Below are 22,184 nucleotides of genomic sequence, written 5' to 3'. Positions count from 1 at the left end.
CATATTTATATCAGTATATTTCTTTGAAAGTGTTATTTTTGTATCTAGGCTATAGGAAATATTAATTATTCATGCTGATAAGTTAGTATAATTATTAAGTCGAGGGGGGTATAAAATATATATAATTAATAGCTATACCCCAAAAAATATTTAATTATTTTTACACGATATTTTCTTCACAACGTACTTTACATACCATATAAAGCTAGAAAAATACTTATTTTCACCCCATAATTTATTAGAGTATTTTTTATATTGTTTATAGTTTCTTGGTTTATCTAATGGAACATTCCCCCAAGGAGATTCATTATAATAAGCCAGATAAATATCATTATGTTTAAACAAAACACTCCAGGGTTTTGGATAACCAGCAAAATGAGCTAAAACAGTGTCAGACGAGAATGAACCTTTCCCTAAAGAAAAACGGTTATACTGTTTAGGTAAAAGTTTAACCTTATCGTTTAAAATGATATTTAATACATCTTGGTCTGGATAGGAGTATACTCTTTCATTAATAATTTTCATGAAGTTACAAACTATATCATCTAACATCCAATTGTGAATGTTTATTAACATAACTCCAGAGTTAAAATATGGTTTTGTTCTGTCGATACCCAATTCATCTATATAACTTAGGTTAACACACTCATCATAAACAGCAGCAATTGGATTATTACCAATGTCTGCATCGAACAAATGAGATAAATTCCCTAAACATAAAATGTCGGCATCGAGGTATAAAACAACTTCCGCTATTCCCTTAAGAGCATAAGGTATTATAAGCCTATAATACATAGCTGTAGAAATATAACTACTTTCTGGTAGCCTATCAAATACACTAGTATCAATAAAATGAATTGTAACAGAACAGTTAAAATCACTAAAGCTCTTAATTTTCTCAACATCAGAAGGAGAAAGACCTGCGGTAAATATATGGAAATGGAAAAAAGAATCAGGGTTGTTTTTCAGTATGGAAAACATTGCAACTCCAGCAGGCCTCAAATAATTCCCATCGACCGCAAAAGCAATATGGAAAACATCATGTCTTTTTTTTAAGACAATGTTTTTCTCTTCCTTTATAACATTTTCAAAAATATTCATACTACGTTTCCATAAAAAAATTAATGCATTCTATCACATAATATGCAAGATGTTCTACATATTAAAATTATAGTGATCTTTGTTTGAATTCCATATCAAATTACGAATTTTTTTCACTAAAAAAGTTCCATCACATTAGACTCATTAAAGGATAAAGGTCATTCGACCTTTATCTAAAAAATTGGCATCACCTGCTTTATTTGTTCAGAAATTTCATTACAATGCATCTTGGGCAATAACTCTATGAATTATGGGTGCAGATCTATCATAATGTTATATTTTGCAATATCACGGATTAGCTAATCTATTACCCATTGCTTTGATGTAGTTCACTTGAGAAAAATATACTTTGTGTGCGCGTATGTATCTTGATGTTAGGTTAAGAGGGATATATGAAATTGACTGACTTGATAAAAGGGCTGACTGCCATTGGGTGTGAACTTAGAAGGAATAACAGAGATAGTCACTTACAGCTGGAAAAACATTCCCAACTCTGTATCCTAAAAAAGATTTACCTATCAGTAATTGCCAAATCTATAAGAAAATGGTGGGGATTTAATTAGCTTTGCATATTATCGCCACATTTTTGTTTTAACTGGATGGCTTCTCGATAAAGGCGAAACGACCACCATAAACTGCTTTACCTTTATCAACAATTGCCACATATAGCGACATTGATGATGACAAGTGACCGTTTCGTGTAAAGATAACCATAGCAACTCTATTTTGTTTAACCGATAGGAGTAAGTCAGTAAAAACAATAAATTAAACTTTGGATTGGTCAAAAGCCATCGTTCTACTTTAAGCTCTTGTGGATCACATAATTGTCTACTGTTAAAGTCTAGGTCTTAGCTTGTCGATAAGTGCTTCTTAATTTTTCCAACATCCTGATAAACGAGTCTGAATTCTTACTTGTTCCGCTCATATGATCCATTTTACCCATATACAGAATGTAGGGCTCCGGCAAGATAGTGTTTTCCATTCTAGCTCGGAGTGGGAATACACTTTTGTTGCTTCTTTAGTAGATAGCCGTCAGCCCAGACTTTAAGGTTTAGGTCAATATTTATTCATCTTTGTAAAAGACAAGGTGAGATGACAGCGATTTCTAAATCAACTGCGTCTTGTAGTAAAGATAAGTGTCTCATTTGCTTGTTACAACAGTCTTTCTCCTTTTGGCTAACTGAGATTGGGTAGAAGTTGAGCATACGATGTTCGGAAAGGAAGACTTAACGAGACCTTGAGAGATAATTTGTGTATCCTATTTTTAGCGAAATATATTCAACTTTTGAGATGACAAATGATACCTAAGAAAATTCATTATGTATGGGTTGGTGATAAACCTAAACCACAATTCGTTTTGGATTGCATAGCAACATGGAAAAAATTTTTACCTGATTATAAATTGATTGAATGGAACAATGAGAGCCTAAAGAGTATTAAAAATAATTATACCGAAGAAGCATTTCGTAATAAAAAATGGGCTTTTGTCTCTGATTACCTGAGGCTTTATGTTCTTTATAATGAAGGTGGAATATACTTAGATACTGATGTAGAAATTACCCAAAGTCTAGATTCATTCTTACATTTGGACTTTTTTAGTTGTTATGAAAAAGGAGAGGGGAACTGTTACTATCCTGTTACCTCTGCTGTTATAGGCGCAGAAAAAAGAAACAGTATTGTTTATGATTTATTAAAACAATATGACGATATTCATTTTGAAAATCCCAATGGACTTGATTTAGAAACAAACATAATAAAGATAACTCGTTATTTTTCAAAAAAATTCAACCTATTACCACCATATAATGGGACAAAAGAGACCTATTTAACTAATAATTCTATTATTTATCCATCTAATTATTTTTGCACGCCAGAACCGAATATGACAAACTTCGCAATACACCATTTTAATGGTTCTTGGCTACCTTCTCATTCTCGTAAAGATAAATTAAAAATTTTCAATAAAATTATCCTTTCTCGATTTATAAAACTAAGGGATACTGGTGAACCTCAGATCACATCAAAAGAAAAAATAGTATTTAATCTTCCTGTATCTAAGACAAAAAAATATGTATTGATTATTAAAGAATAACACCAGGCATAAGAAAACCATGCAATAGCATGACCCTATGTAAAATTTATAGAAACTATTTTTTCTTGATAACTATGTCACCGAACCTACCAAATAACTGCCATTAGGACCAAACGGTCCTACAATTAATTTGATTATTTCGGTTATCTAATATCCTGTATTTTTTGTATATCAATCATATGAATTTCCTCCATATATTACATCTACTTAATTAAATTTACTTTATCTTCTTTTGTTATCACTCCGAACATTAATTACATTTGCTAAACCTTCATTAAAATTAGCGGTTTGTGTCCATATTAAATTCCTCTACCCAAATATTCCTAAATTTCATACTTATCACTTATTTCAGACGAATCACATCACTCTCTGCTTTCGTATAATTATCGCCTCTCAACATATAATTACCAGCAGGTCAGTAGTTCCCACATGGTTGATATTTAATAATTAGCTTTTGATTTGGCATAACTCCCTATATCTCTGGTCAGCGCCTTACTGTTAATTTTCTTATTATTCGGCCCTACACTTTTTCCAACTTTATAGTTTCCAACAAATCAGGAATATCGGGTAATACTGAGTCGGATAGATATTTTATAACCTCCTGATATCGAATGACCAAAACTGCCAAAGTAATTTCTGGGCCGTTTTGCCCTTATTGATTCAAATGCCCCAAAAATTTGTTAATATATAGTATGTTTGCCTCCGAATAGTAGTAGCTTTATAACCATAAACAGTCTAATATGACGTTATAAACATTTGAGATGTGTTGCATTGATTTACTATGAAAAATGGAAATTATCATATTACGATCTATTTTGAATTTATATAGAGGTAGCATCATTGAATATTACAAACATAAAGACTCATTTTTCAGGGTGGTCAGAGGCTGGAGAGTCTGAATACCGTTATTGTTATAAAAAATTTGGCGGCAATTTTTCAACGCACCCTGATGTACTTGATTATTTACACTCACACGCAGAATGTAGAGAACGATTCTTTGTGAGAACTAATGGAAATGGTAAGCTCACAGGAGCTTTATGTGTATGGCACAATAGATATCTGGCTAATGATTGTCTTACTTCCGAAATCACTAAACATCTCAATTTGCCTGTGCCAAAAGATGAATTAATTTTGCCTTTATCTGCTGAGAAAAAAAGCTTACTTCCTTTTAAAAGTAAAATTATATCAGAGATAAACGCAAACTCTATTATGAATGTTGCTTACAAATTGAATGCCAGACGACAAATTTGTTTGGCAAAGAATCCAGAGATGATGTCATCCAGTACGAAAAACTCAAGAAAAAGAGAAGTTAGACGATTCCTTGAGCAAGGGGGCGAGATAATAGACCAACGTGAATATAGTGCCTCTGAATTAGTAGATATTTATTTTGAACTTTTCAAGATGCGCAGAGGTATATATCCAGGTCAAAGAGAAGAAAACATAAAATTCATCCAAAAATTTCGCAATATGGTGTTTGGTAGTATCCTTTTTTATCAAGGGAAACCAGCAGCATTTCAGCTAATAATGAAATCAGATAATCCAAAATGGTCAACTTTTGATTACATAAATATTGGGTTAAATACAGAGTTAGCCAAATTGTCTGTAGGAACTATAATAATGTGGCTGAACACACAAAGTGCGTGGAACAAATGTAACGAAGAAAATAAAGCAATGCGTTTTTCATTTGGAAAACCTACCTACGAATATAAAGATCGCTGGTGTATCAGAGAAAGCATTGGTCGATTACTTTTCCCATAATAATTCTGCCCATAAATAGGGCAGTAATTATTAATATCATATATTTCGATACTAACCCATCAACTTGATATATGAACTTGTTATGTGTATTTCAGTTTCTGACCCAATATTAGTTGTTGTTCCGGAAATAAAATGGGAATGAACGCCAATATTAATAATATATACCCTATGGATTTCAAGATGCATCGCGACAGCAAGGGAGCGAATCCCCGGGAGCATAGATAACGATGTGACCGAGGTGAGTGAGCGCAGCCAACAAAGAGGCAACTTGAAAGATAACGGGTATATACACACTCATTAGCGACCACAACATAATTATATTTCCTTCATGATCAATATTACCTAGATTTACTGTGACTATGTATTGGAAAATTATTGACTGCCAGAGTAACCACCACCTATTGATAATATATCTGAACCATTAGCATTTTCCTATCGGTCTAATAATAAATATGTCATAAAATTCTTCCACTAAATAACAGCGGTTTTATAGTTATGAATCCCAACATTACTAATGATAGTATTTTATTGTGTGTTTAAGTCCAAGATTATCCCTTAATGCAAAAAAAGAGTGGAGTTTTCCACTCCTTGATATTCTATTTTTTTCTTATTTTCAGTAACTTTTTCTTAAAACTAAACCTAACATTATGATCTAACATAAAGCTTAATATTGAAAGGTCTTTTAATATCTGATAGATAGAATCAGAATATTCTTTTGACAACTTATTTCCATATTTATAGATAAGCTCTATAGCATGACAAGCTGTAAGGTTTCTGAATTTTCTGCCGAAGGTTTTATCTGTTATTAAAATAACCTCTGCCATTATATTTACTTTAGACTCATTAATGGAATTAGACAAACTACCGTCTCTTTTTACGTAATTATAGTATTTCATCTTAGTATAATGAATACTATTGCACCTAGCTAAAAATAAAGGAAATGATAAGGAATCTTCATAACAAGGAACTTCAGGAAAGTTGTTTCCGTGGAATAATTCTTTCCTAAAAAATTTCCCTATTGAATGTGCTTGAAATTTTTTATGAATTAAAAAATCTTTTATTGCCGAATCCCTATTAAGTTTTATTGAGGATAGCAATCTCGACCTTTCTATTATATCTGAATCCTTTTTTACTTCATTTAACCCACTGATAAATATATCTGGTTTTTTATATGCCAAAAAGTCCAAAATCTCTCTCATAGAAAAATCAGATAAAAAATCATCACCATCAACGAAAGTAATATACTCTCCATGACTCACCTCTACTGCATATTTCCTTACTTTACCTACATTCCTAAACTCTTTTCTTATGTAAATAAAAGATTCATTTTCTTCTGAAAATTCTTTTAAGATTGATGGAGTTGAGTCAGAAGAACTGTCATCTATCAGCAAAACTTCATAATCATTAGAAGAAACTTTGCATAGGCATTTTTTTATGCTTTTTAAGCATTTTCCTATTAACTTTTCTAAGTTATGCGCTACAACTATGACTGATAATTTTTTTCCAGAATGTAAATGTGAACCTTGCACTATCATCTCTCTTGTATTATTTAGTCGATACCATTAAATATTAAGCGCCGATTTCACTCTTTTTAAATAGCTCGAATCATATAAATTGGAAATCGCCATTTTTATTGTATCGTTGTCAGCTAGTTTTTTTCCGTTAACTATATTCTGTAATTTATTTATTAATTCAGATGGCTTATCAACAGGATATAACTCACCATTAATTTCATTGGTTATGATATCAGCGGGGCCAGTTTTACAGTCAGAACTTATACAATATATACCTTGAGAATTAGCTTCGCCTAACACCATAGGGAACCCCTCGAAATTCGAAGTCAATAACAGTGTTGTAATCTCTTTAATTTCACTGATAACATAGTGCCATGGCTCATTATGCCAACCGTGCCATATTATATTACTAGTTATATTTAGACTATCTGCTACACTGCGTAATATTTTTTCATCACGACCACTACCAACAATATTTAACTCCCAATTACCATGAACTTGCGATAATGCTTTAAACATACCACTAATGTTCTTATCATCATCAGTTAATCTGCCTACATATAAAAATTTAGTTATACTCCCATTTGGTCGAGGGATAGTTTCACTTTTCTGAGAAACAGGATTAAATATAGTAAAGATTTTATCTGGATTAACACCTCTATCAATAAATTGCTGAGTTATTCCTGAACTAATGGAAAGGTGATAATCAGCTTTTGTTGCATAAATACTTTTATACAATTCCTCAAGAGAGGAGTGAATCCATGAGAATATAGGTGTTTTGGAAAAAATTAATTTTTTCGCCAGACTTGTTATGTAGCAACTCAGTGGATCTATAGCAATAATGATATCTGGCTTTTCTTTTTTCATAAATCTAGAGAATAAAAAGGCAAAATGTATTCTGCGGGCCTTTGTATTATATATCTCAGATCGGATGCGATGAAATGACATGCCATTTAACCATCCATCATCTATTTCAATGCATCCTTGGCGGATATCATCGATAAAGAAGAAACTGATATCTACTGGCGTGTTATCCTTCGATAATAGGGTTACTAATTTTTTGCATACAGTTTCCTTTCCCCCAAAGCCGGGCATATCGTAGCCTACAAGAATAATTTTTTTCGCTTTCATAAGTTAATCTAACCTTATCTTTATTACCTTTTAATTTTATCTAAAAATCAGGCTCAACACAAATCCTGTTTGTATTTTTCGTAGCACGAAATTCATTTAGGAGTTTTATCTCCTTTCACTGGTCAGTTGTTTGTATCTCATGATGCATTTTCCTTTGGCGAGTAAGGCGATAAGTATAGCAACTAACTATCCTTCCTGAAAAGTGCACTTATTTAATCGAACCCAACTATGGTATATTATTTGTATTCTCCTACGTTGGGAGGCTTTAGTAATACTTATGTATTATGTGGGTCATTTTAAATCATAATTAAAGTATTCTGATTTAAAATTTAACTTTAACTAAAATTTCTCTTATTCACATGACGAAAAATACATAGTATTGTATTGATAGTAAACCCGGATGGATGAAGAAATCGAACCTCCGTTTTCCCTGCTTTTCTGTTGGGGGATTAAATAAGGATTCTCGATTATTTATCAATGTATTGAAGGAACTTGAGCGCCAATATTGTCACGCTGAAACCCTCACGTTAACCTGAATATGATGAGAAAATGGCAAAGGTCACGGAAGCTAAAGCGAATAGCTCAGAAAAACATCCCGTTTTCTATGAAGATGAGGTAGATATTGATTTCAACCCGAAAATCGGCGCGGACTGGTGTTTCAAAGGGCAACAAAAACGGGTTATCACCCCGGGAAAAAATGAAAAATATTACCTTGCGGGCTGCCTCAATGCCCAAACAGAACAAGTCACCTATGTTAAGGGAATAAAAAAGAACGCTGATTTGTTTATCAAAATGTTAGATGAACTGAATCATCAATATCCCCATGCGGAAACCCTCACATTAATCTTAGATAATGACTGTATTCATAAAAGTCAGAAGGTGAAGGATTGGTTGGCCCAACATCCCAAATTTACCTTGTTGTTTTTACCGGTCTATTCCCCGTGGCTAAATAAAATAGAACGGTTATGGCAATCGCTCCATGAGACAGTAACGCGAAATCATTGTTGTCAATTTATGTGGCAGTTGCTTAATTATGTTGATGCCTTTTTGAAATCGTTTTCATCACAGCAAGAACCAGGAAGACAAAAAATGGGTGTAGCACTATTATGAAACCTTATTTAGATACAAAATGACATTTTCAAAGAAATATACTGATATAAATATCAGGTTGTTTTAGATAAAAGTTCAGTTAGGTATATTGGTTGGGATACCCATGTAAGGGCAGATGAAGAAATAAGACAAAAAACGCACTAATAAAATATTTAATCCTTGGTGAAATTGCAAGATGCATTTTAACGCTCTTAATTAAAGGACTTTAATTATGGGGGGTTAATAATCTATTTGGCTTCTGAGGCTGGTAGTGAGAGCTATATGCTCCATATCTTCATTCGAAACAGTGCATTCATTAAAATGGTACAGAGGCTATGATCCGATCTTTATATTCATACCGATATCGTGGGGATTTACAAAAATGGCATCAATTGAGTACTTTTTAATACCAGGCGCGCATCCGTGCGCCTGGTATTAGCTGAGTTCATGTCTTGCCGCTTCTGCTAAAAAGTGACTTCGGTCTCGATATTGTGCCGGACTTTCTTTGACACGATTATCAATACGCTGAATGAGTGTATCAGGCAATGAGATATTAATACGCTGCTGCTTTCCGGAAAATTCAGACAAATCAACGTCGATAACAAACCAGCTATCAACATATTGATATTCTGTGTTTTTCGCATAAACCAGATAGCCAGCATCCTGAATACGTTCAACTGCTCTATTATTTGCGACCATATCTTCTACTGTCAGCAAGATAGCCTCACGCGCCATTACCGCGATGTCTTCTTTATTATCAGCGGCAGAAAAACAGCCATAATTTTCAGTACACAACGCAGGAATAACTAGACCATACGCGGTGTTTTCATCTTTCGGCAACTCAACACCTACTGAGAAAAACATGATGACCTCCAAAGTCGGCGGGGATTTAATCCCCGCCATTTTCTTTATAGATTTGACGGTGCCGATAGGCAGATCCTTTTTGGGATGCGGGACCGGGAATGTCTTTCCGGTTATAGGTGACCACCAAATTTGGTGGCTACCTCCGTTATGCCTTCTAAATTCACATCCAACGGCAGTCAGCTCTTTTATCAGGTATTCCTTCGGCTGTCCATCCAGAGAATACAAACTCAGATGGTGTAACCCATAACCAATTGGCAGAATATTGAGTCTGTAAAATTGAAAAGGTCTATCTCGATGTGTTGCAAAGTGACAATAGTTTTATAACCATGAGCACTTTAAATATAGTATTAGTTAGCTACACACCTAAATAACATATGTTACAGATTATTTGAATTCTACTTCTGAACTCTATTAAAAATGTGAGGATTGCTGAGCAACGTGAAGATTCGGGAACATATAAATTTTTGTCTTTCTATTGAGTTATGTATTATAATAATAACATTGATAAATCACATTTTGGTATTGCTAATGACTATCGAGTTTGTAAAGAAAAATATATCGTGGAATACTTTTTTAGTTGGTGGTTATGTTTCTCTTATCTATCTAACTGACGTAACTAGATATAAAAGTCTTTTTCTTATATTGATGGCAATTACATCGATTTTTTATCTATGTAAATCCCCAAGAATATACCTGCACGCAGTAAAAAACAGAGTGTTTTTTGCACTATTAATTTTCTTCCTTACTGTCATTTATTCTATTTTTATATCTAAAAGCCCTGCAATTAGCTTTAGTGAAGTCAAAACCCCATTTTTTAGAGATGTATTTTTTGTTGCCACTTTAATATTAATTTTATTATATAAGGAGAATAGCCTAAAAATAAAAAAAATGTTTTTATATAGTTTCTTTATAGGGTTATCTCTGATAACTTTAAAAGAAATTTACTTATATTTTATCGATTATAGAAACAATATACTACCGTTTTCTAACTTTAACCATAGAAGCGTTTCAGATGGGATTGTATTTTTCTTTCCTGTTTTGCTATCTACTTGGTACCTTGTTAATAAAAATAACTATTCTAGTTTACTTGGTATAATTTCGTTATCTACCTTAGTATTGTTTGTCTTACTAGGAACCCTTTCCAGAGGTGCCTGGCTCGCTGTTTTTTCCATGTATATACTTATCTTATTAATAAACAGAGACTGGAAACTTTTTATAATTACATTAATTACCGGAGTTGCCGTTTTTTCTGTAGTTAAATTACACAAAAATAGCAATGAATCTGTTCTGTTAACAAAAATGGAACAACTTGACAGTAGCCATAGATATGAAAATGGGACTCAAGGTTCTGCTTTGACATTAATATTAAAAAATCCCATTTTAGGATATGGGGCAGGGAATGAAATATACAATTCTATATATAATGATAATGTTATCAATCATCAGGAATGGATATTTAAGAGTTCACTAGGGCCTCATAATATATATCTTACAGTTTGGTTTTCATCGGGAATTATTGGATTTTTATCCTTCCTGTATCTTATATTCATATATATAAAAGAGTCAACCACACTAATTTTAAGTAGAAATAAATATACAAAGCAAATTTCAATTATGTTAATGGCTTCTTTTGTTGGATACTTTATCGTTAGAGGTAACTTTGAAAGTGTTCATTTGAACATATTAGGTGTTTATCTGGGATTTTTGATGTCAGTTATAGCCAATAATGGTAGCCGTCTTGATTGACGGCTTTATTCTAGAACCATTCGTTTAAAACATCGATAAGTTTATTACTTATGTTTTTCCAATCATAATTATTCAGTGCAGTTAATTTTGCTTTTTCAGCAATAGCTTTTACATTTGGATTATTCAGAGTTTCACTGATGTCTAAAGAAATACTTTCAATGGATAGGGGCTCTTTCAAATGAAAACCAGTTTCATTATGTATGACAAATTCTTTTATTCCACCTCTAGGGCTTACAAGGACTGGAGTGCCACTAGCCATTGATTCTAAAGCGACCATACAGAAAGCTTCCTCTGTTAATGATGGAACTACTGTTAAGTTGGCTAATGGGTAAATTTTATGCATATCATTAGGAGGAATATTTCCCACAAGAATACAGTATGAACTCATCTTATTCGCTTGTTCAATAACCTTTTTTCTATAATCTTCACGGTTTCCTCTTTTCTTAGTTTCATAATCTCCTACAATTAGTAGCTTTATATTTTTTATTTTATTTTTCAGGATAGATACTGATTCCATTAATTCAAGAACACCTTTACCTACATCTAGCCTTCCCGCATAAAGAATAATAATATCGTTATCTTGTAAATTAAATTTTTTTCTGTCCCAGTACTTATTAGAATTATATACATTTTTGTTAATACCATTAGGAACCACCTTGATATTAATATCTGGAACTTCTTTCTTAAAGAAATTAGCTAAAAAAACGCTTGGGGTAATTAATTTTGTTTTACGATCAAGATGTTCTGTATTTTGCTTATTATGCATGTGAAGAATCATTAATTCTTCCGGATACTGTTTTTTTATTTCGTTATATAGTTTAATGGAGTTGTGAATTATTAAAATTACGTTATTTCTTTTGCTTTCATTGTAAGCTTTCAAGATTATTCTTTTACTATAAGGCAATGGATCTAATCTTGTCCATTTTTGAAATATTCTTTTATAAACATTACTAATTTTAATTCTATATATAATAGAACTTTCATTTATTATCTCTATTTTCTTTTCATTGTGTTCACCTTTGCAGATTATTATGTTTTTAACATCTGATTCTTTTGCCACATTATAAATCCACCATTCAACAGCAGCCGAATAGGTAGGGGGAATAGAATGGAACTCTGGAGCTATAAATATAATGTTTTTCATAATAATACTTCCCCCTTTAATAGATATCGATAATTTATGATTATTGCATCCAATGTATATTTAAACAACACTTTCATAATTGATATCAGACTTATAGCACAAAACGAATATTAGCCCAGATTTCATAGTTGTTAAATAACATCAGAATAACAATGTAAGCATCTTATAATTTTATTAGAAATATGTCCAATAATATTAATAAGTCATACATCATCGCTTGGTGAAGCTATCCTTCCGTCAAATCAATACTGAATAGTTCATGATCTCCTTTACTAAAGGATTTTCTAAAATAGTGGTAATTTTTAAGGGACTTCATTTGGTTTGAGTGATCTAATGAATTTGTCAAATCCAACAAACCACTCATGGAAGATTTTTACCAAAAGATGTAACTTATTTTGGTATTTCTGGCCATTCAATATCAGGAGCCAGTGAAGTATCAACACGGTTCAATAATACCAGATATTTTTTCCATTCAAGTAACAGAGCCTGTTCCTCTTCCGAAGCCAATTCAGTATCAACGGCATATTGAAGTAATGTAATGGTTTCATTAGATTGCGTGCACAGAGTATCGCGTAGTTGTTCTGCCTGCTCAATCTCGCTGCCCTTTATTGCTGCTTTGTCAGTCACCCACTTTGAACCATCCCATCGATCAAAATGAGTAGTAGGCTGTTTGAATGTCAGAGTTTCAGGCAATTCACCCAGCTCAGTAATTTCTTGCGGTAATCGAGTCTGTATGTTGTAAGCTGTTTTTCCACGGTAATCAGGTACAATTTCCCAGTGATCTCCCTCTGCTGTGCGCCTGACAGCCAGAGAATCGGATTCAGGAAGTGTCGGAACATCTGTATAGGAACTGGCCGGTATTCCTACCCCCTCCATCAGGTATTCTGGTGTCGCGCCAATAAATTCCCTTGAATGAGGCGCTGCATGATAGATGGTCAACCAGCCAGCTTTTTCTGCTAATCCATCTTGGCCTAACATTGCTGCTTCCGGTTCTAAAGAATATTTTTGTTCAGTCATTATGCTGCTCTCACTATGTAGTTAAATGCGACGTTGCGGGGGCGGGTTTCTGCACCAACAGCACCATTGTTTGTAAATCCCTGATAATCACTGCCATCATTTGTGAATGGTAAAGTTTGCTTTGCATCATCATGGTATGAGCCAGGATGGCCGGCTACATTTGTTACACCGAATGCTCCCTGCGCTCGGCCACCATGACCACCAAGGTGCCGGTGCCACTGAACTTGTTGTGGTTGCCACGACAAAACCCCACGACCATGATCCACGCCACGCCCATCATCCCAACCACGGATAAATTCACCGCGTAAATCGGGTAACCTGCCATTAGGATAGGCGACAGCTAATTTTGGATAGGTAGATTTATTAAATGATTGACCGTTACATGTAAGATAACCTGATGGAGGATTGGGTTGCGGCCACGGGATGGGGGCACCAACGGGATAGATATCGCTTTCTTTTCCAGATAATAAATAAGAGTAAACTTTCCCCTTAACTGCACCTTTAGGGATCTCTGATAACTCTGCTATCTTCAATAATTGATTAACAGTTGCATTATCTGACACAAAAGCATTTAAAATTATATTTTGAGCAAAAGGGCCAATAAATATATAAATGTCATAGTTATCACCAGATGCATTAACAGTTGCCAAGTCAGTAGGGGCACAATCATTAGTTGTGTACATCACTGCATTGATTCCGTGGGGTGCACCATTTCCAGTTCTTAAAATTATATTAGCAACAGCGCATTGTTCAAAATTGCCCACGTTGTACCCTGAACCGCCAGTGATATTAATATTGATAGTGCTCATCACTTTCATTGTGACTTCAGCGATTTTCACCCAAGCTGACGATTGAATTGTCAGATCATGGGTATATTGTTTACCCGACAATGCCCCCACATCCCTGGCATTCAGACTCACATCCCCACTCAGCGCCTTGCCATTAATTTTCCGACTGCTCGGCACGGCACTTTTCGCCAAATTGACCGTTTCCACTAAACCAAGAATCTTTAAAAATCTTGACGATGATGAAAGAAGGTACCTTAACCATCAGTTAGTCAATTTTTCAAAAACGTGAATATATATCAAATTAATAAGAATTATAATTAGTTATAAGTTTCATTCCAAAAAATGTGATATATTTCATGACAAGATAGACTCAGTTAATACTTTTGTGTTAGTAATTTAATTAATTTACTAATCCAAGCAAACTCAGAATAGATGAGAGATATTGGTAATCAAATTGTACAAGATATATTTACCTAAAACACTTAAAGTTTTTGCCCAAGGTTAGTTATAGCAGAGCAGAATAAAAAGTCCCTAAAACAGATAAATTATCCTTTTCTGTTTCAAACATGAAAATAGCAAATATAAATGTTGACCAAGGTAATCAAAAATGCTTACCATAACTCTATGTTCAACAAAAAGGAGGGATGGTGAAACAACGCGAGTTTAGAAAGTGGCTCGAATCTCAAGGCGTCGAAGTTTGGGACGGTACAAACCATTTAAAACTACGATATAAGGGGAAACGAAGCGTAATGCCGAGGCACCCCGGCAATGAGATAAAAGAAGCTCTAAGAAGAGCCATTATCAAGCAGTTAGGTCTTTAACAAATCCAGCCCTTCGTGGCTGGTACTTGCGGACTTTCACCATAAAAAAATATGCGATATCCAGTAAACTTACAGTCAGCCGATGAGGGCGGCTTTGTTGTATCGTTTCCCGATATACCAGAGGCCCTTACACAAGGTGATACACGCGAAGAAGCGCTAGAAATGGCGCTTGATGCACTTATTACCGCTTTTGAGTTTTATTTTGAAGATAGTGAGAAAGTGCCTTTACCTAGTTCAATAACAGGTGATTTTGTCGATGTGCCTATAAGTGTTGCAGCAAAAATTATGATGTTGAATACGTTTATTGATTCCGGCTTAACTCAGGTGGAGCTGGCCGAGCGTATTACGGTTAAAAAACAGGAAGTACAACGTATTTTTAATTTACGGCATTCAACAAAAATCGACACTGTTCAGCGTGCTATCGGGGCAATGGGTAAAAATCTTGAGGTATCCGTGACTTCACACTGATAGGTAACGGAGGCAACAATATAAAGCTTTATTCAGTCTCTTATTGGTATGACCCACGCCAATAAGAGACCAGAGATCAGCACTCAGTAAAATGCTGGCATAAAGCAGGGTATTTTCTGATCCCTTCCGCCAAAAACCTTAATTTATATTCAGTATTGGAAACCATGAGCAGATCACGTAGTCATGATGAAGCAGTAATTGAAATAATTCGTAAGGACCCTGAGTTTGCTGAAATATACCTTCACACTGCTTTTAAAGAGCTTGATGAAGGGGGTGGCGAAACGCGCTTTTTATTGGCACTTAGTCATGTTGCCAAGGCTCGTAACGACATATATACCCAATGGATTTCAAGATGCATCGCGACGGCAAGGGAGCGAATCCCCGGGAGCATAGATAACTATGTGACCGGGGTGAGTGAGCGCAGCCAACGCAGCCAACAAAGAGGCAACTTGAAGGATAACGGGTATAAATCAAATACCATTTTCTCCGCGTTATCCTACCCCGATAACGCTTTTTCTCTCATTCTTTTACAACGGCAGCACAATATTGCTATCGGCCAATAGCCCCATATTGTTATACATAGCACAAGCCGCATCCACCAGATGCATAGCCAGCGCAGCACCACTGCCCTCTCCCAGACGCATGTCCAAATGTAAATAAGGCTCCAATTGCAAGTGCTGCAATGCAATGATTGATCCCTTCTCTGCCGATAAATGTGAAGGAATCAGGTAATGACGCACATCGGGAGCAATTCGACAAGCAGCCAACGCCGCCGCGTAAGAGGGGAACCCATCCAGAATCACCGGCAGCCCGGCAGAAGCCGCGCCAAGCATGATGCCCGTCATCCCCACCAAATCATAACCACCAATCTTTGCCAATATATCAATGCTATCTCTGGCATCAGGTCGATTGATTTCTATCGCCTGTTGCACAACCGCCACTTTGTGATGTAGGCGTTCTCTGGGAAAGTTAGCTCCAATGCCGACGATCTGTTGTGGATGATTGTCGGTAAAGACGCTGACCACAGCCGCCGCCGGTGTGGTATTCGCCATACCCAATTCCCCCACGCCAAACAATTTCACGCCATTTGCAACCTGTTCCAATGTCAGGTGCGCACTTGCCAGCAACAGATCTTCTGCTTGCTGGCGGCTCATCGCTGGCCCTTGAGCAATGTTGCCACTGCCGCGCCCCATCTTCATGTTCACTAATCCCGGCAACGGATCACTATCAATGCCCACATCCACCACTTTCACATCAGCGCCCGCGTTCTCCGCCAATACGCAAACACCAGTGATCCCTTTCATCATATTCTGCGCATGAATAGCCGTTGCTGACTTAGGCGATATGGTCACGCCTTCGTCATAAACCCCATGATCAGCAACCATCACAATAATCTGTTTACGATCAATATGATGGCCCGGCAATCCTCGCATTCCGGCAAGCTGAATCGCCAGATGTTCCAGACGTCCGAAGCTGCCTGTCGGTTTAACCAGCCCATTCAATCGAGTGGCAGTACGCGCCATCACAACGTTATCCAATGGCACAATAGCATTAATGATCGATGACAATGTTTGCATGGTGTTATTTCCGTATCTCAGGCTGCCAGTCAGTGCGGTTATTAAATGTACGCAATGTCGTAAATCCATGTTGGATTTCCACGACACTGTACGCTCCCTGTTCAAAATGAAAATGCCACATAGCAGCAGGCGGCATAGCTAGCAGACGCGCCAGTAACAAGCCCAATACCCCCTGATGCGCGACTAATAACAGATTATCCTGACTCTCTTGTATCAGCAGTTGCTGAACCACATGTTCTATCCGGGCCGCAAATGTCGGAAAGGTTTCACCCCCAGTCGGAGATGCCTGTTGCCAATCTGCTAACCAGGCAGCCCAGGCTTGAGCGTCTTCATGCTGCAAATCACGGTGATGGCGCATTTCCCATGCGCCGAAATGCATCTCATTAAGTTGAGCATCAATGCTAACTGATAGCGAATGATCGGCCAGAATAATCTCCGCAGTATGGCGTGCCCGCCGTAGCGTGCTGCTTATCGCTTGCGAAAATGTCACTGCCGATAGATAACGGGCAACTTGCCGAGCCTGATTTATTCCCGTTTCAGTCAACTCCACATCCGTCATACCGCAGAAAACTCCGCTCAGATTCGCTTCCGTTTGACCATGCCGAACCAAAAATAGTCGCATTATCGTCACTCACAGTAACGCCAGTAAAAACACCAACTCCCCAACTTCCACTGACGCACCAAGGGTATCACCGGTCTGACCGCCTAATCGTCGATGCAGATAAACCGCCAACAGCCCGATAACCAACAGCGTGATCGCTAACGCCAACACACCAGACCAGCGCATCAGTAAAGCAATCAACATTGCCCCGCCTAACAATGTCAACAGTGTCTGATAACCGTTAACCCGCCCGATATAGAGATTCCCCAATCCACTCCCTTCACGAGCACAACGTTGGCGGTACATTAATAAGATAATCGCACTCCTGCCCGCAATAGATGCGGCAGTCAAAGCCATTAACATCGGAGCGCCACGCAGAGATAATTCACTCACCACCAGCACTTTCGCCAAAATAAGGAAGATCAATGCTAAACCACCATTTGTTCCCAAACGGCTGTCTCGCATAATCTCTAGCATCCTTTCCCGCTTACGGGCAGAAAACACGCCATCACAAGTATCGGCTAAACCATCAAGATGAAGAGCCCCAGTTAACAACGCCAGCGCTAGTACGTACCCCAATGCCGCCAAGGGTGCGCCACACCAAGGCGCCAGCAAGGTAAAAACCGCCGCCGCAAGCATACCGACAATCAATCCAACCAGTGGGAAACTCGCTATACCGTGCACGTACTGATCTATTTCTAATCCCTGTGTCCAGCGCGATGGTACTGGAATGCGAGTCATAAACTGTAAGCTGGCAAGAAACAGACGCAGATTCATTTAATTTTTACCTCAATTCCCGATACCATCAAAAATACTTCACTGGCAGCCGCCGCCAGCCGCTGGTTAACTCTTCCAGCAATATCGCGGAAATGACGGGCCAGACGGTTTTCCGGCACAATACCCATTCCCAATTCGTTAGTGACCAGATATATCGGGGAAGTCATGCCGGCACAAGCCGCTAACAGATCGCTAATTTGTTGCTGAATTCCCACCTCCAATACCGCAAAATCCATGTGTTCAGGTGGCGTCTCCCCAGCTTGCTCAAATAATAGGTTGGTAATTAAGGTGGTGATACATTCCAAGATAACCGCTTCTCCCGGTCGGGTTTGTGTCGTGATAACTGCACCGAGATCGCGATAACCTTCCCATGTGCGCCAATGGGCTGGCCGATTTTCACGGTGCAGTTGTATACGTTCAGCCATTTCACTGTCTGTCACCACGGCAGTTGCAATATACAATACCTGTTCACTCGCTTGTGCCGCTAGTTTCTCCGCCAGCACACTTTTACCACTGCGGGCGCCGCCGGTAATCAAAATCACGGAGCCGAACCTTGTCGATGGGTTTTCATACACTGATAAATCCGTTCTATATCCAGATGTTCGCGCATGGCTTTCGCCAGGAGATCAAATTGAGTCTGTTTGTAGTGGGTATAATCCAATGTTTCCCCTTGATAAGCCGCCAATCCTTTGCGCTGACGCAAAGTATTAAGCAACGCGCGGGTAAAATTAGCGCTATCAAACAAGCCATGAATATAACTGCCCATCACATTGCCCTCTCGATTAACCGCACCATCACACCAGCTACCCGACTGACCATTACGCTCAGTAATACAGGCAAACGGTATTGCATCCTCCCCCAGTAATGAATTTCCCATATGAATTTCATAACCTCGGATAGGCTGCTCAATGCAGTCTGACAGCAAGCCCGGCAATGCTGACAAGCACTTACCCTTTACTCTGGTTGTCACTTTTTCATCGGCAAATCGGGTTTCCATATCCAGCAATCCAAGGCCATCCATCTGTTCAATGCCCGATTCCACGCCATCAATGATCCGTTTCCCCAACATTTGATAACCACCGCAGATACCGATAATCGGAACACCAGCCTGATGTGCCGTTAACAAGGCATCCGCTAACCCGTTCTGCCTCAGCCATTGCAAATCTCCCAACGTGTTTTTGCTACCGGGCAAGATAATCAGATCCGACGGCTGCAACGCGGATGGTTGAGTCACATAACGCAAACGAACATCCGGCTGCACCGCCAACGCATTAAAGTCAGTAAAATTGGCAATATGGGGCAAACGAACCACAGCAATATCCAGCGCCTTTTCTATTGCGCCATCATATTTGCCCGTTTGTAGCGCGACGCCGTCTTCATCTTCCAGATCAATATTCAACCAAGGCATGACTCCCAAGACAGGCACGCCAGTCAAGGCTTCAATCTGTTCAATACCCGGCTGGAGCAGACTGATATCACCTCGGAATTTATTGATGATCACTCCTTTTACCCGCGCTTTCTCCTCCGGACGCAACAGCGCCAATGTGCCATAAATAGCCGCAAATACGCCGCCGCGATCAATATCCGCGACCAACAACACCGGGGCATCAACCATCTCCGCCATCCCCATGTTGACAATATCGCGATCTCGCAGATTAATCTCCGCCGGACTGCCAGCACCTTCCAGCACAATGACGTCATATTCACCCGCCAAACTGTGAAAAACCTCACAAATTTGCTGCTGCAAACTGGGCTTGTATTGGTGATACTCCACCGCATTCATGCTACAGGCTACTTTTCCCATCAACACCACTTGCGCCTTACGCTCGCTGGTGGGTTTAAGCAATACCGGGTTCATCCGCACATCAGGCTCGATACCTGCCGCCTCTGCCTGAAAAATTTGCGCCCTTCCCATCTCCTCACCGTTAATAGTGATACCAGAATTCAGCGCCATATTCTGTGATTTAAACGGCGCGCAGCGATAACCATCCTGAACAAAGATACGGCACAAGCCCGCAACCAGTACACTTTTCCCAACATCAGACGCCGTACCCTGCAACATTAAAGACAAGCCCATCATGCTATCTCCTTTGATTGGTGTAGCAGAGCAAAAAGCTGCTCCTCAGTTTTTACAACCGCGATTCCATTCGCCATGCAGCTTTAGCTACCTTTCAAGCACTCATTTCTCAGTATGCCACTGTTTATTCACTAAAATGGTGGAGAAATAAGGTAATTTCTGATCGGCGTCCACCTGATCCAAACGGCGCCAGCACTGCTCACTTGGCAATGTAGCATCCGCCATCAACAAGGCATGTTCAAATAAATTCAGACGCGCCAACAATGTGCTCACTGCGGCAAAACGGTTATAAACTTTCATTAGCACCACGCAATCATGCGTCTGTAATGCCTGTTCCAGCTCGGCTTCCGGCGCAGTACAAGACATTATCGCCATTGATTGCTGTTCCATCGCCAGTGGGAGTACGGTACGCGCAGCAATCGCGGCAAAAGAGGTGATGCCTGGGACAATTTCCAGCCACTCCTGCCGACCAATTCGCGCCAGCAAAAAGACCCAAGTACTGAACAACATGGCATCACCCAACGTGATAAAACCCACTTGCAGCCCTTTTGCTACTTCATCTTGCAGTTGTTGCGCCACTTCATCCCATACCGCCTGTTTCTCTTCGCCATTACTGTTCATCGGAAAATGGCAGGTACGAATTTCTGTATGGGGTAACAGGTATTCACGCACGATGGAGAGCGCCAGACTATCCCCCCCTTTACGTCCAGCAGGTGCATAAAGCACATCAAGGCGAGCGAGTATTCGAGCTGCGCGTATGGTAACCAAGTCGCTGGCGCCCGGACCGACGCCTATGGCATAAAGTTTTCCATTCATCACATCACCTCCTGCTGATCTGTCTGTAACGCATCTGCCAAGTGTTGAACGAACATTTCACGGATCAGTGGATTTTCACCTAATCCCTGTAACCAAGATTGGGTTTTGATCCCAACAGCTTCTAATTGAGAACGCCACGAATCCGGCTCGTCTGATGCCATATCGTTAATCGCATGATCGCCAGCCACCAGCATTAACGGCATCAAATGTACCTTACGTACTGCCTGCCGCCGTAAGCGAATGATGATATTGTCGATTTCCGGGTAGCTTTCCACCGCGCCGACCAACGCCGGGAAATTATGTGAACTCATCAAGTGATCAAGGCACGCGTAGGCAGAAAAAGCATAGTGACTAGCGCCATGCCCCATAAACACCACGCGCTCATCCTCAGCTAACGGCGGCATCTGGTTTTTCAAGGCAATAAGCAGTTGTTGATAATCAGCAAAACTGTTAAGCAACGGCGTACCGACAACCAGACGCTGGAAACGATCACTAAAGGTACGCACTTCACTGACGATCTTTTCATATTCGTCGCCGTTGATGACATGCAGGGATTGAATAGCCACATCCTGATAACCCTCGCTGGCTAAACGCTCCAACGCCTGACGTGGGTTATCCACTTGTAAGCCATCACGTTTTTTTAGTTTACGGATGATCATTTCTGAGGTGAATGCACGATACAGATCGCGATCACGGTAAGCCGCTGCCAGTTGTTGTTCACAGACATCAATATTTTTTTGTCGAGTTTGATGATAGCTGGTACCAAAACTGATGATTAATAGTGCTTTTTTCATTTTATTGCC

General features: G+C 38.5%; 21 protein-coding genes and 3 pseudogenes. 7 read left to right on the top strand and 17 right to left on the bottom strand.

The window, feature by feature from the left end:
- Positions 1–150 precede the first annotated feature (150 nt).
- The gene (locus OO184_RS18060) at positions 151–1,101 is read right to left on the bottom strand and encodes a glycosyltransferase family 8 protein (protein WP_265380365.1); all 951 of its coding nucleotides are present in this window, start codon (positions 1,099–1,101) and stop codon (positions 151–153) included.
- Between the two features lie 572 nt (positions 1,102–1,673).
- A pseudogene (locus tag OO184_RS18055) lies at positions 1,674–2,197 on the bottom strand (transposase); the annotation flags it as partial.
- Positions 2,198–2,398: 201 nt separating this feature from the next.
- Here OO184_RS18055 and OO184_RS18050 point away from each other — a divergent pair.
- Positions 2,399–3,193 (top strand): glycosyltransferase family 32 protein, encoded by a 795-nt coding sequence (locus OO184_RS18050; protein WP_265380364.1) that lies wholly within the window; start codon positions 2,399–2,401, stop codon positions 3,191–3,193.
- A gap of 840 nt (positions 3,194–4,033) precedes the next feature.
- Positions 4,034–4,951 carry a GNAT family N-acetyltransferase gene (locus OO184_RS18045; RefSeq protein WP_265380363.1) on the top strand — a complete coding sequence of 306 codons (918 nt, stop codon included), beginning with the start codon at positions 4,034–4,036 and terminating at the stop codon, positions 4,949–4,951.
- Between the two features lie 175 nt (positions 4,952–5,126).
- On the opposite strand, the gene OO184_RS18040 is transcribed toward OO184_RS18045, so the two are convergent.
- The 3 genes from OO184_RS18040 to OO184_RS18030 all read right to left on the bottom strand — a co-directional run bounded on the left by OO184_RS18040 (position 5,127) and on the right by OO184_RS18030 (position 7,596).
- The gene (locus OO184_RS18040) at positions 5,127–5,264 is read right to left on the bottom strand and encodes a hypothetical protein (protein WP_265380362.1); all 138 of its coding nucleotides are present in this window, start codon (positions 5,262–5,264) and stop codon (positions 5,127–5,129) included.
- Positions 5,265–5,547: 283 nt separating this feature from the next.
- A complete protein-coding gene (locus tag OO184_RS18035) occupies positions 5,548–6,486 on the bottom strand; it encodes a glycosyltransferase family 2 protein (RefSeq protein ID WP_283256340.1) in 939 nt (312 codons plus the stop codon).
- A gap of 27 nt (positions 6,487–6,513) precedes the next feature.
- A complete protein-coding gene (locus OO184_RS18030) occupies positions 6,514–7,596 on the bottom strand; it encodes a glycosyltransferase (RefSeq protein ID WP_265380360.1) in 1,083 nt (360 codons plus the stop codon).
- A 531-nt stretch (positions 7,597–8,127) separates the two neighbouring features.
- Here OO184_RS18030 and OO184_RS18025 point away from each other — a divergent pair.
- Positions 8,128–8,706 (top strand): annotated as a pseudogene (locus OO184_RS18025) (IS630 family transposase); the annotation flags it as partial.
- 414 nt (positions 8,707–9,120) lie between these two features.
- On the opposite strand, the gene OO184_RS18020 reads toward OO184_RS18025, so the two are convergent.
- Complete coding sequence (locus OO184_RS18020; protein WP_265380374.1) at positions 9,121–9,549, bottom strand: type II toxin-antitoxin system HicB family antitoxin; 429 nt, start codon at positions 9,547–9,549, stop codon at positions 9,121–9,123.
- A gap of 27 nt (positions 9,550–9,576) precedes the next feature.
- Positions 9,577–9,741 (bottom strand): annotated as a pseudogene (locus OO184_RS18015) (type II toxin-antitoxin system HicA family toxin); the annotation flags it as partial.
- A gap of 336 nt (positions 9,742–10,077) precedes the next feature.
- Between OO184_RS18015 and rfaL the strand changes: the two are divergent.
- A complete protein-coding gene (gene rfaL / locus OO184_RS18010) occupies positions 10,078–11,295 on the top strand; it encodes an O-antigen ligase RfaL (RefSeq protein ID WP_265380359.1) in 1,218 nt (405 codons plus the stop codon).
- Between the two features lie 10 nt (positions 11,296–11,305).
- Here rfaL and OO184_RS18005 read toward each other — a convergent pair whose 3' ends face one another.
- The 3 genes from OO184_RS18005 to OO184_RS17995 all read right to left on the bottom strand — a co-directional run bounded on the left by OO184_RS18005 (position 11,306) and on the right by OO184_RS17995 (position 14,451).
- Positions 11,306–12,439 carry a glycosyltransferase gene (locus OO184_RS18005; protein ID WP_265380358.1) on the bottom strand — a complete coding sequence of 378 codons (1,134 nt, stop codon included), beginning with the start codon at positions 12,437–12,439 and terminating at the stop codon, positions 11,306–11,308.
- 390 nt (positions 12,440–12,829) lie between these two features.
- Entirely contained in the window at positions 12,830–13,456 is a 627-nt protein-coding gene (locus OO184_RS18000) for a tail fiber assembly protein (protein ID WP_265380357.1), read from the bottom strand.
- Positions 13,456–14,451 carry a tail fiber protein gene (locus tag OO184_RS17995; protein WP_265380356.1) on the bottom strand — a complete coding sequence of 332 codons (996 nt, stop codon included), beginning with the start codon at positions 14,449–14,451 and terminating at the stop codon, positions 13,456–13,458. The genes OO184_RS18000 and OO184_RS17995 overlap by 1 nt, the downstream gene beginning before the upstream one ends.
- Before the next feature lie 440 nt (positions 14,452–14,891).
- Between OO184_RS17995 and OO184_RS17990 the strand changes: the two genes are divergently transcribed.
- The 3 genes from OO184_RS17990 to OO184_RS17980 all read left to right on the top strand — a co-directional run bounded on the left by OO184_RS17990 (position 14,892) and on the right by OO184_RS17980 (position 16,096).
- Entirely contained in the window at positions 14,892–15,065 is a 174-nt protein-coding gene (locus tag OO184_RS17990; protein WP_036848460.1) for a type II toxin-antitoxin system HicA family toxin, read from the top strand.
- Between the two features lie 51 nt (positions 15,066–15,116).
- Positions 15,117–15,533 (top strand): type II toxin-antitoxin system HicB family antitoxin, encoded by a 417-nt coding sequence (locus OO184_RS17985; RefSeq protein ID WP_265380355.1) that lies wholly within the window; start codon positions 15,117–15,119, stop codon positions 15,531–15,533.
- Positions 15,534–15,697: 164 nt separating this feature from the next.
- Positions 15,698–16,096 carry a helix-turn-helix domain-containing transcriptional regulator gene (locus tag OO184_RS17980; RefSeq protein ID WP_265380354.1) on the top strand — a complete coding sequence of 133 codons (399 nt, stop codon included), beginning with the start codon at positions 15,698–15,700 and terminating at the stop codon, positions 16,094–16,096.
- On the opposite strand, the gene cobT is transcribed toward OO184_RS17980, so the two are convergent.
- From cobT to cbiK, 7 genes are all read right to left on the bottom strand, one after another.
- Positions 16,061–17,110, bottom strand: coding sequence for a nicotinate-nucleotide--dimethylbenzimidazole phosphoribosyltransferase (cobT, locus tag OO184_RS17975; protein ID WP_265380353.1), 1,050 nt, complete (start codon positions 17,108–17,110; stop codon positions 16,061–16,063). The genes OO184_RS17980 and cobT overlap by 36 nt on opposite strands.
- A 4-nt stretch (positions 17,111–17,114) precedes the next feature.
- On the bottom strand, positions 17,115–17,732 hold the full coding sequence (locus OO184_RS17970) for an adenosylcobalamin/alpha-ribazole phosphatase (RefSeq protein ID WP_265380373.1): 618 nt from the start codon (positions 17,730–17,732) through the stop codon (positions 17,115–17,117).
- A gap of 9 nt (positions 17,733–17,741) precedes the next feature.
- The gene (cobS, locus tag OO184_RS17965; protein ID WP_265380352.1) at positions 17,742–18,488 is read right to left on the bottom strand and encodes an adenosylcobinamide-GDP ribazoletransferase; all 747 of its coding nucleotides are present in this window, start codon (positions 18,486–18,488) and stop codon (positions 17,742–17,744) included.
- On the bottom strand, positions 18,485–19,030 hold the full coding sequence (gene cobU / locus OO184_RS17960) for a bifunctional adenosylcobinamide kinase/adenosylcobinamide-phosphate guanylyltransferase (RefSeq protein WP_265380351.1): 546 nt from the start codon (positions 19,028–19,030) through the stop codon (positions 18,485–18,487). The genes cobS and cobU overlap by 4 nt, the downstream gene beginning before the upstream one ends.
- Positions 19,027–20,565, bottom strand: a complete 1,539-nt coding sequence (locus tag OO184_RS17955) for a cobyric acid synthase (RefSeq protein WP_265380372.1) — start codon at positions 20,563–20,565, stop codon at positions 19,027–19,029. Before OO184_RS17955 ends, cobU begins: the two co-directional genes overlap by 4 nt.
- 102 nt (positions 20,566–20,667) lie before the next feature.
- A complete protein-coding gene (locus OO184_RS17950) occupies positions 20,668–21,381 on the bottom strand; it encodes a cobalt-factor II C(20)-methyltransferase (protein WP_265380350.1) in 714 nt (237 codons plus the stop codon).
- On the bottom strand, positions 21,381–22,175 hold the full coding sequence (gene cbiK, locus OO184_RS17945; RefSeq protein ID WP_265380349.1) for a sirohydrochlorin cobaltochelatase: 795 nt from the start codon (positions 22,173–22,175) through the stop codon (positions 21,381–21,383). Before cbiK ends, OO184_RS17950 begins: the two co-directional genes overlap by 1 nt.
- Positions 22,176–22,184: the final 9 nt, after the last annotated feature.

Source organism: Photorhabdus aballayi (genome assembly GCF_026153155.1).
GTDB lineage: Bacteria > Pseudomonadota > Gammaproteobacteria > Enterobacterales > Enterobacteriaceae > Photorhabdus > Photorhabdus luminescens.
Note: the sequence above shows the minus strand (reverse complement) of the source record. Positions and strands in the feature narration are given on the sequence as shown.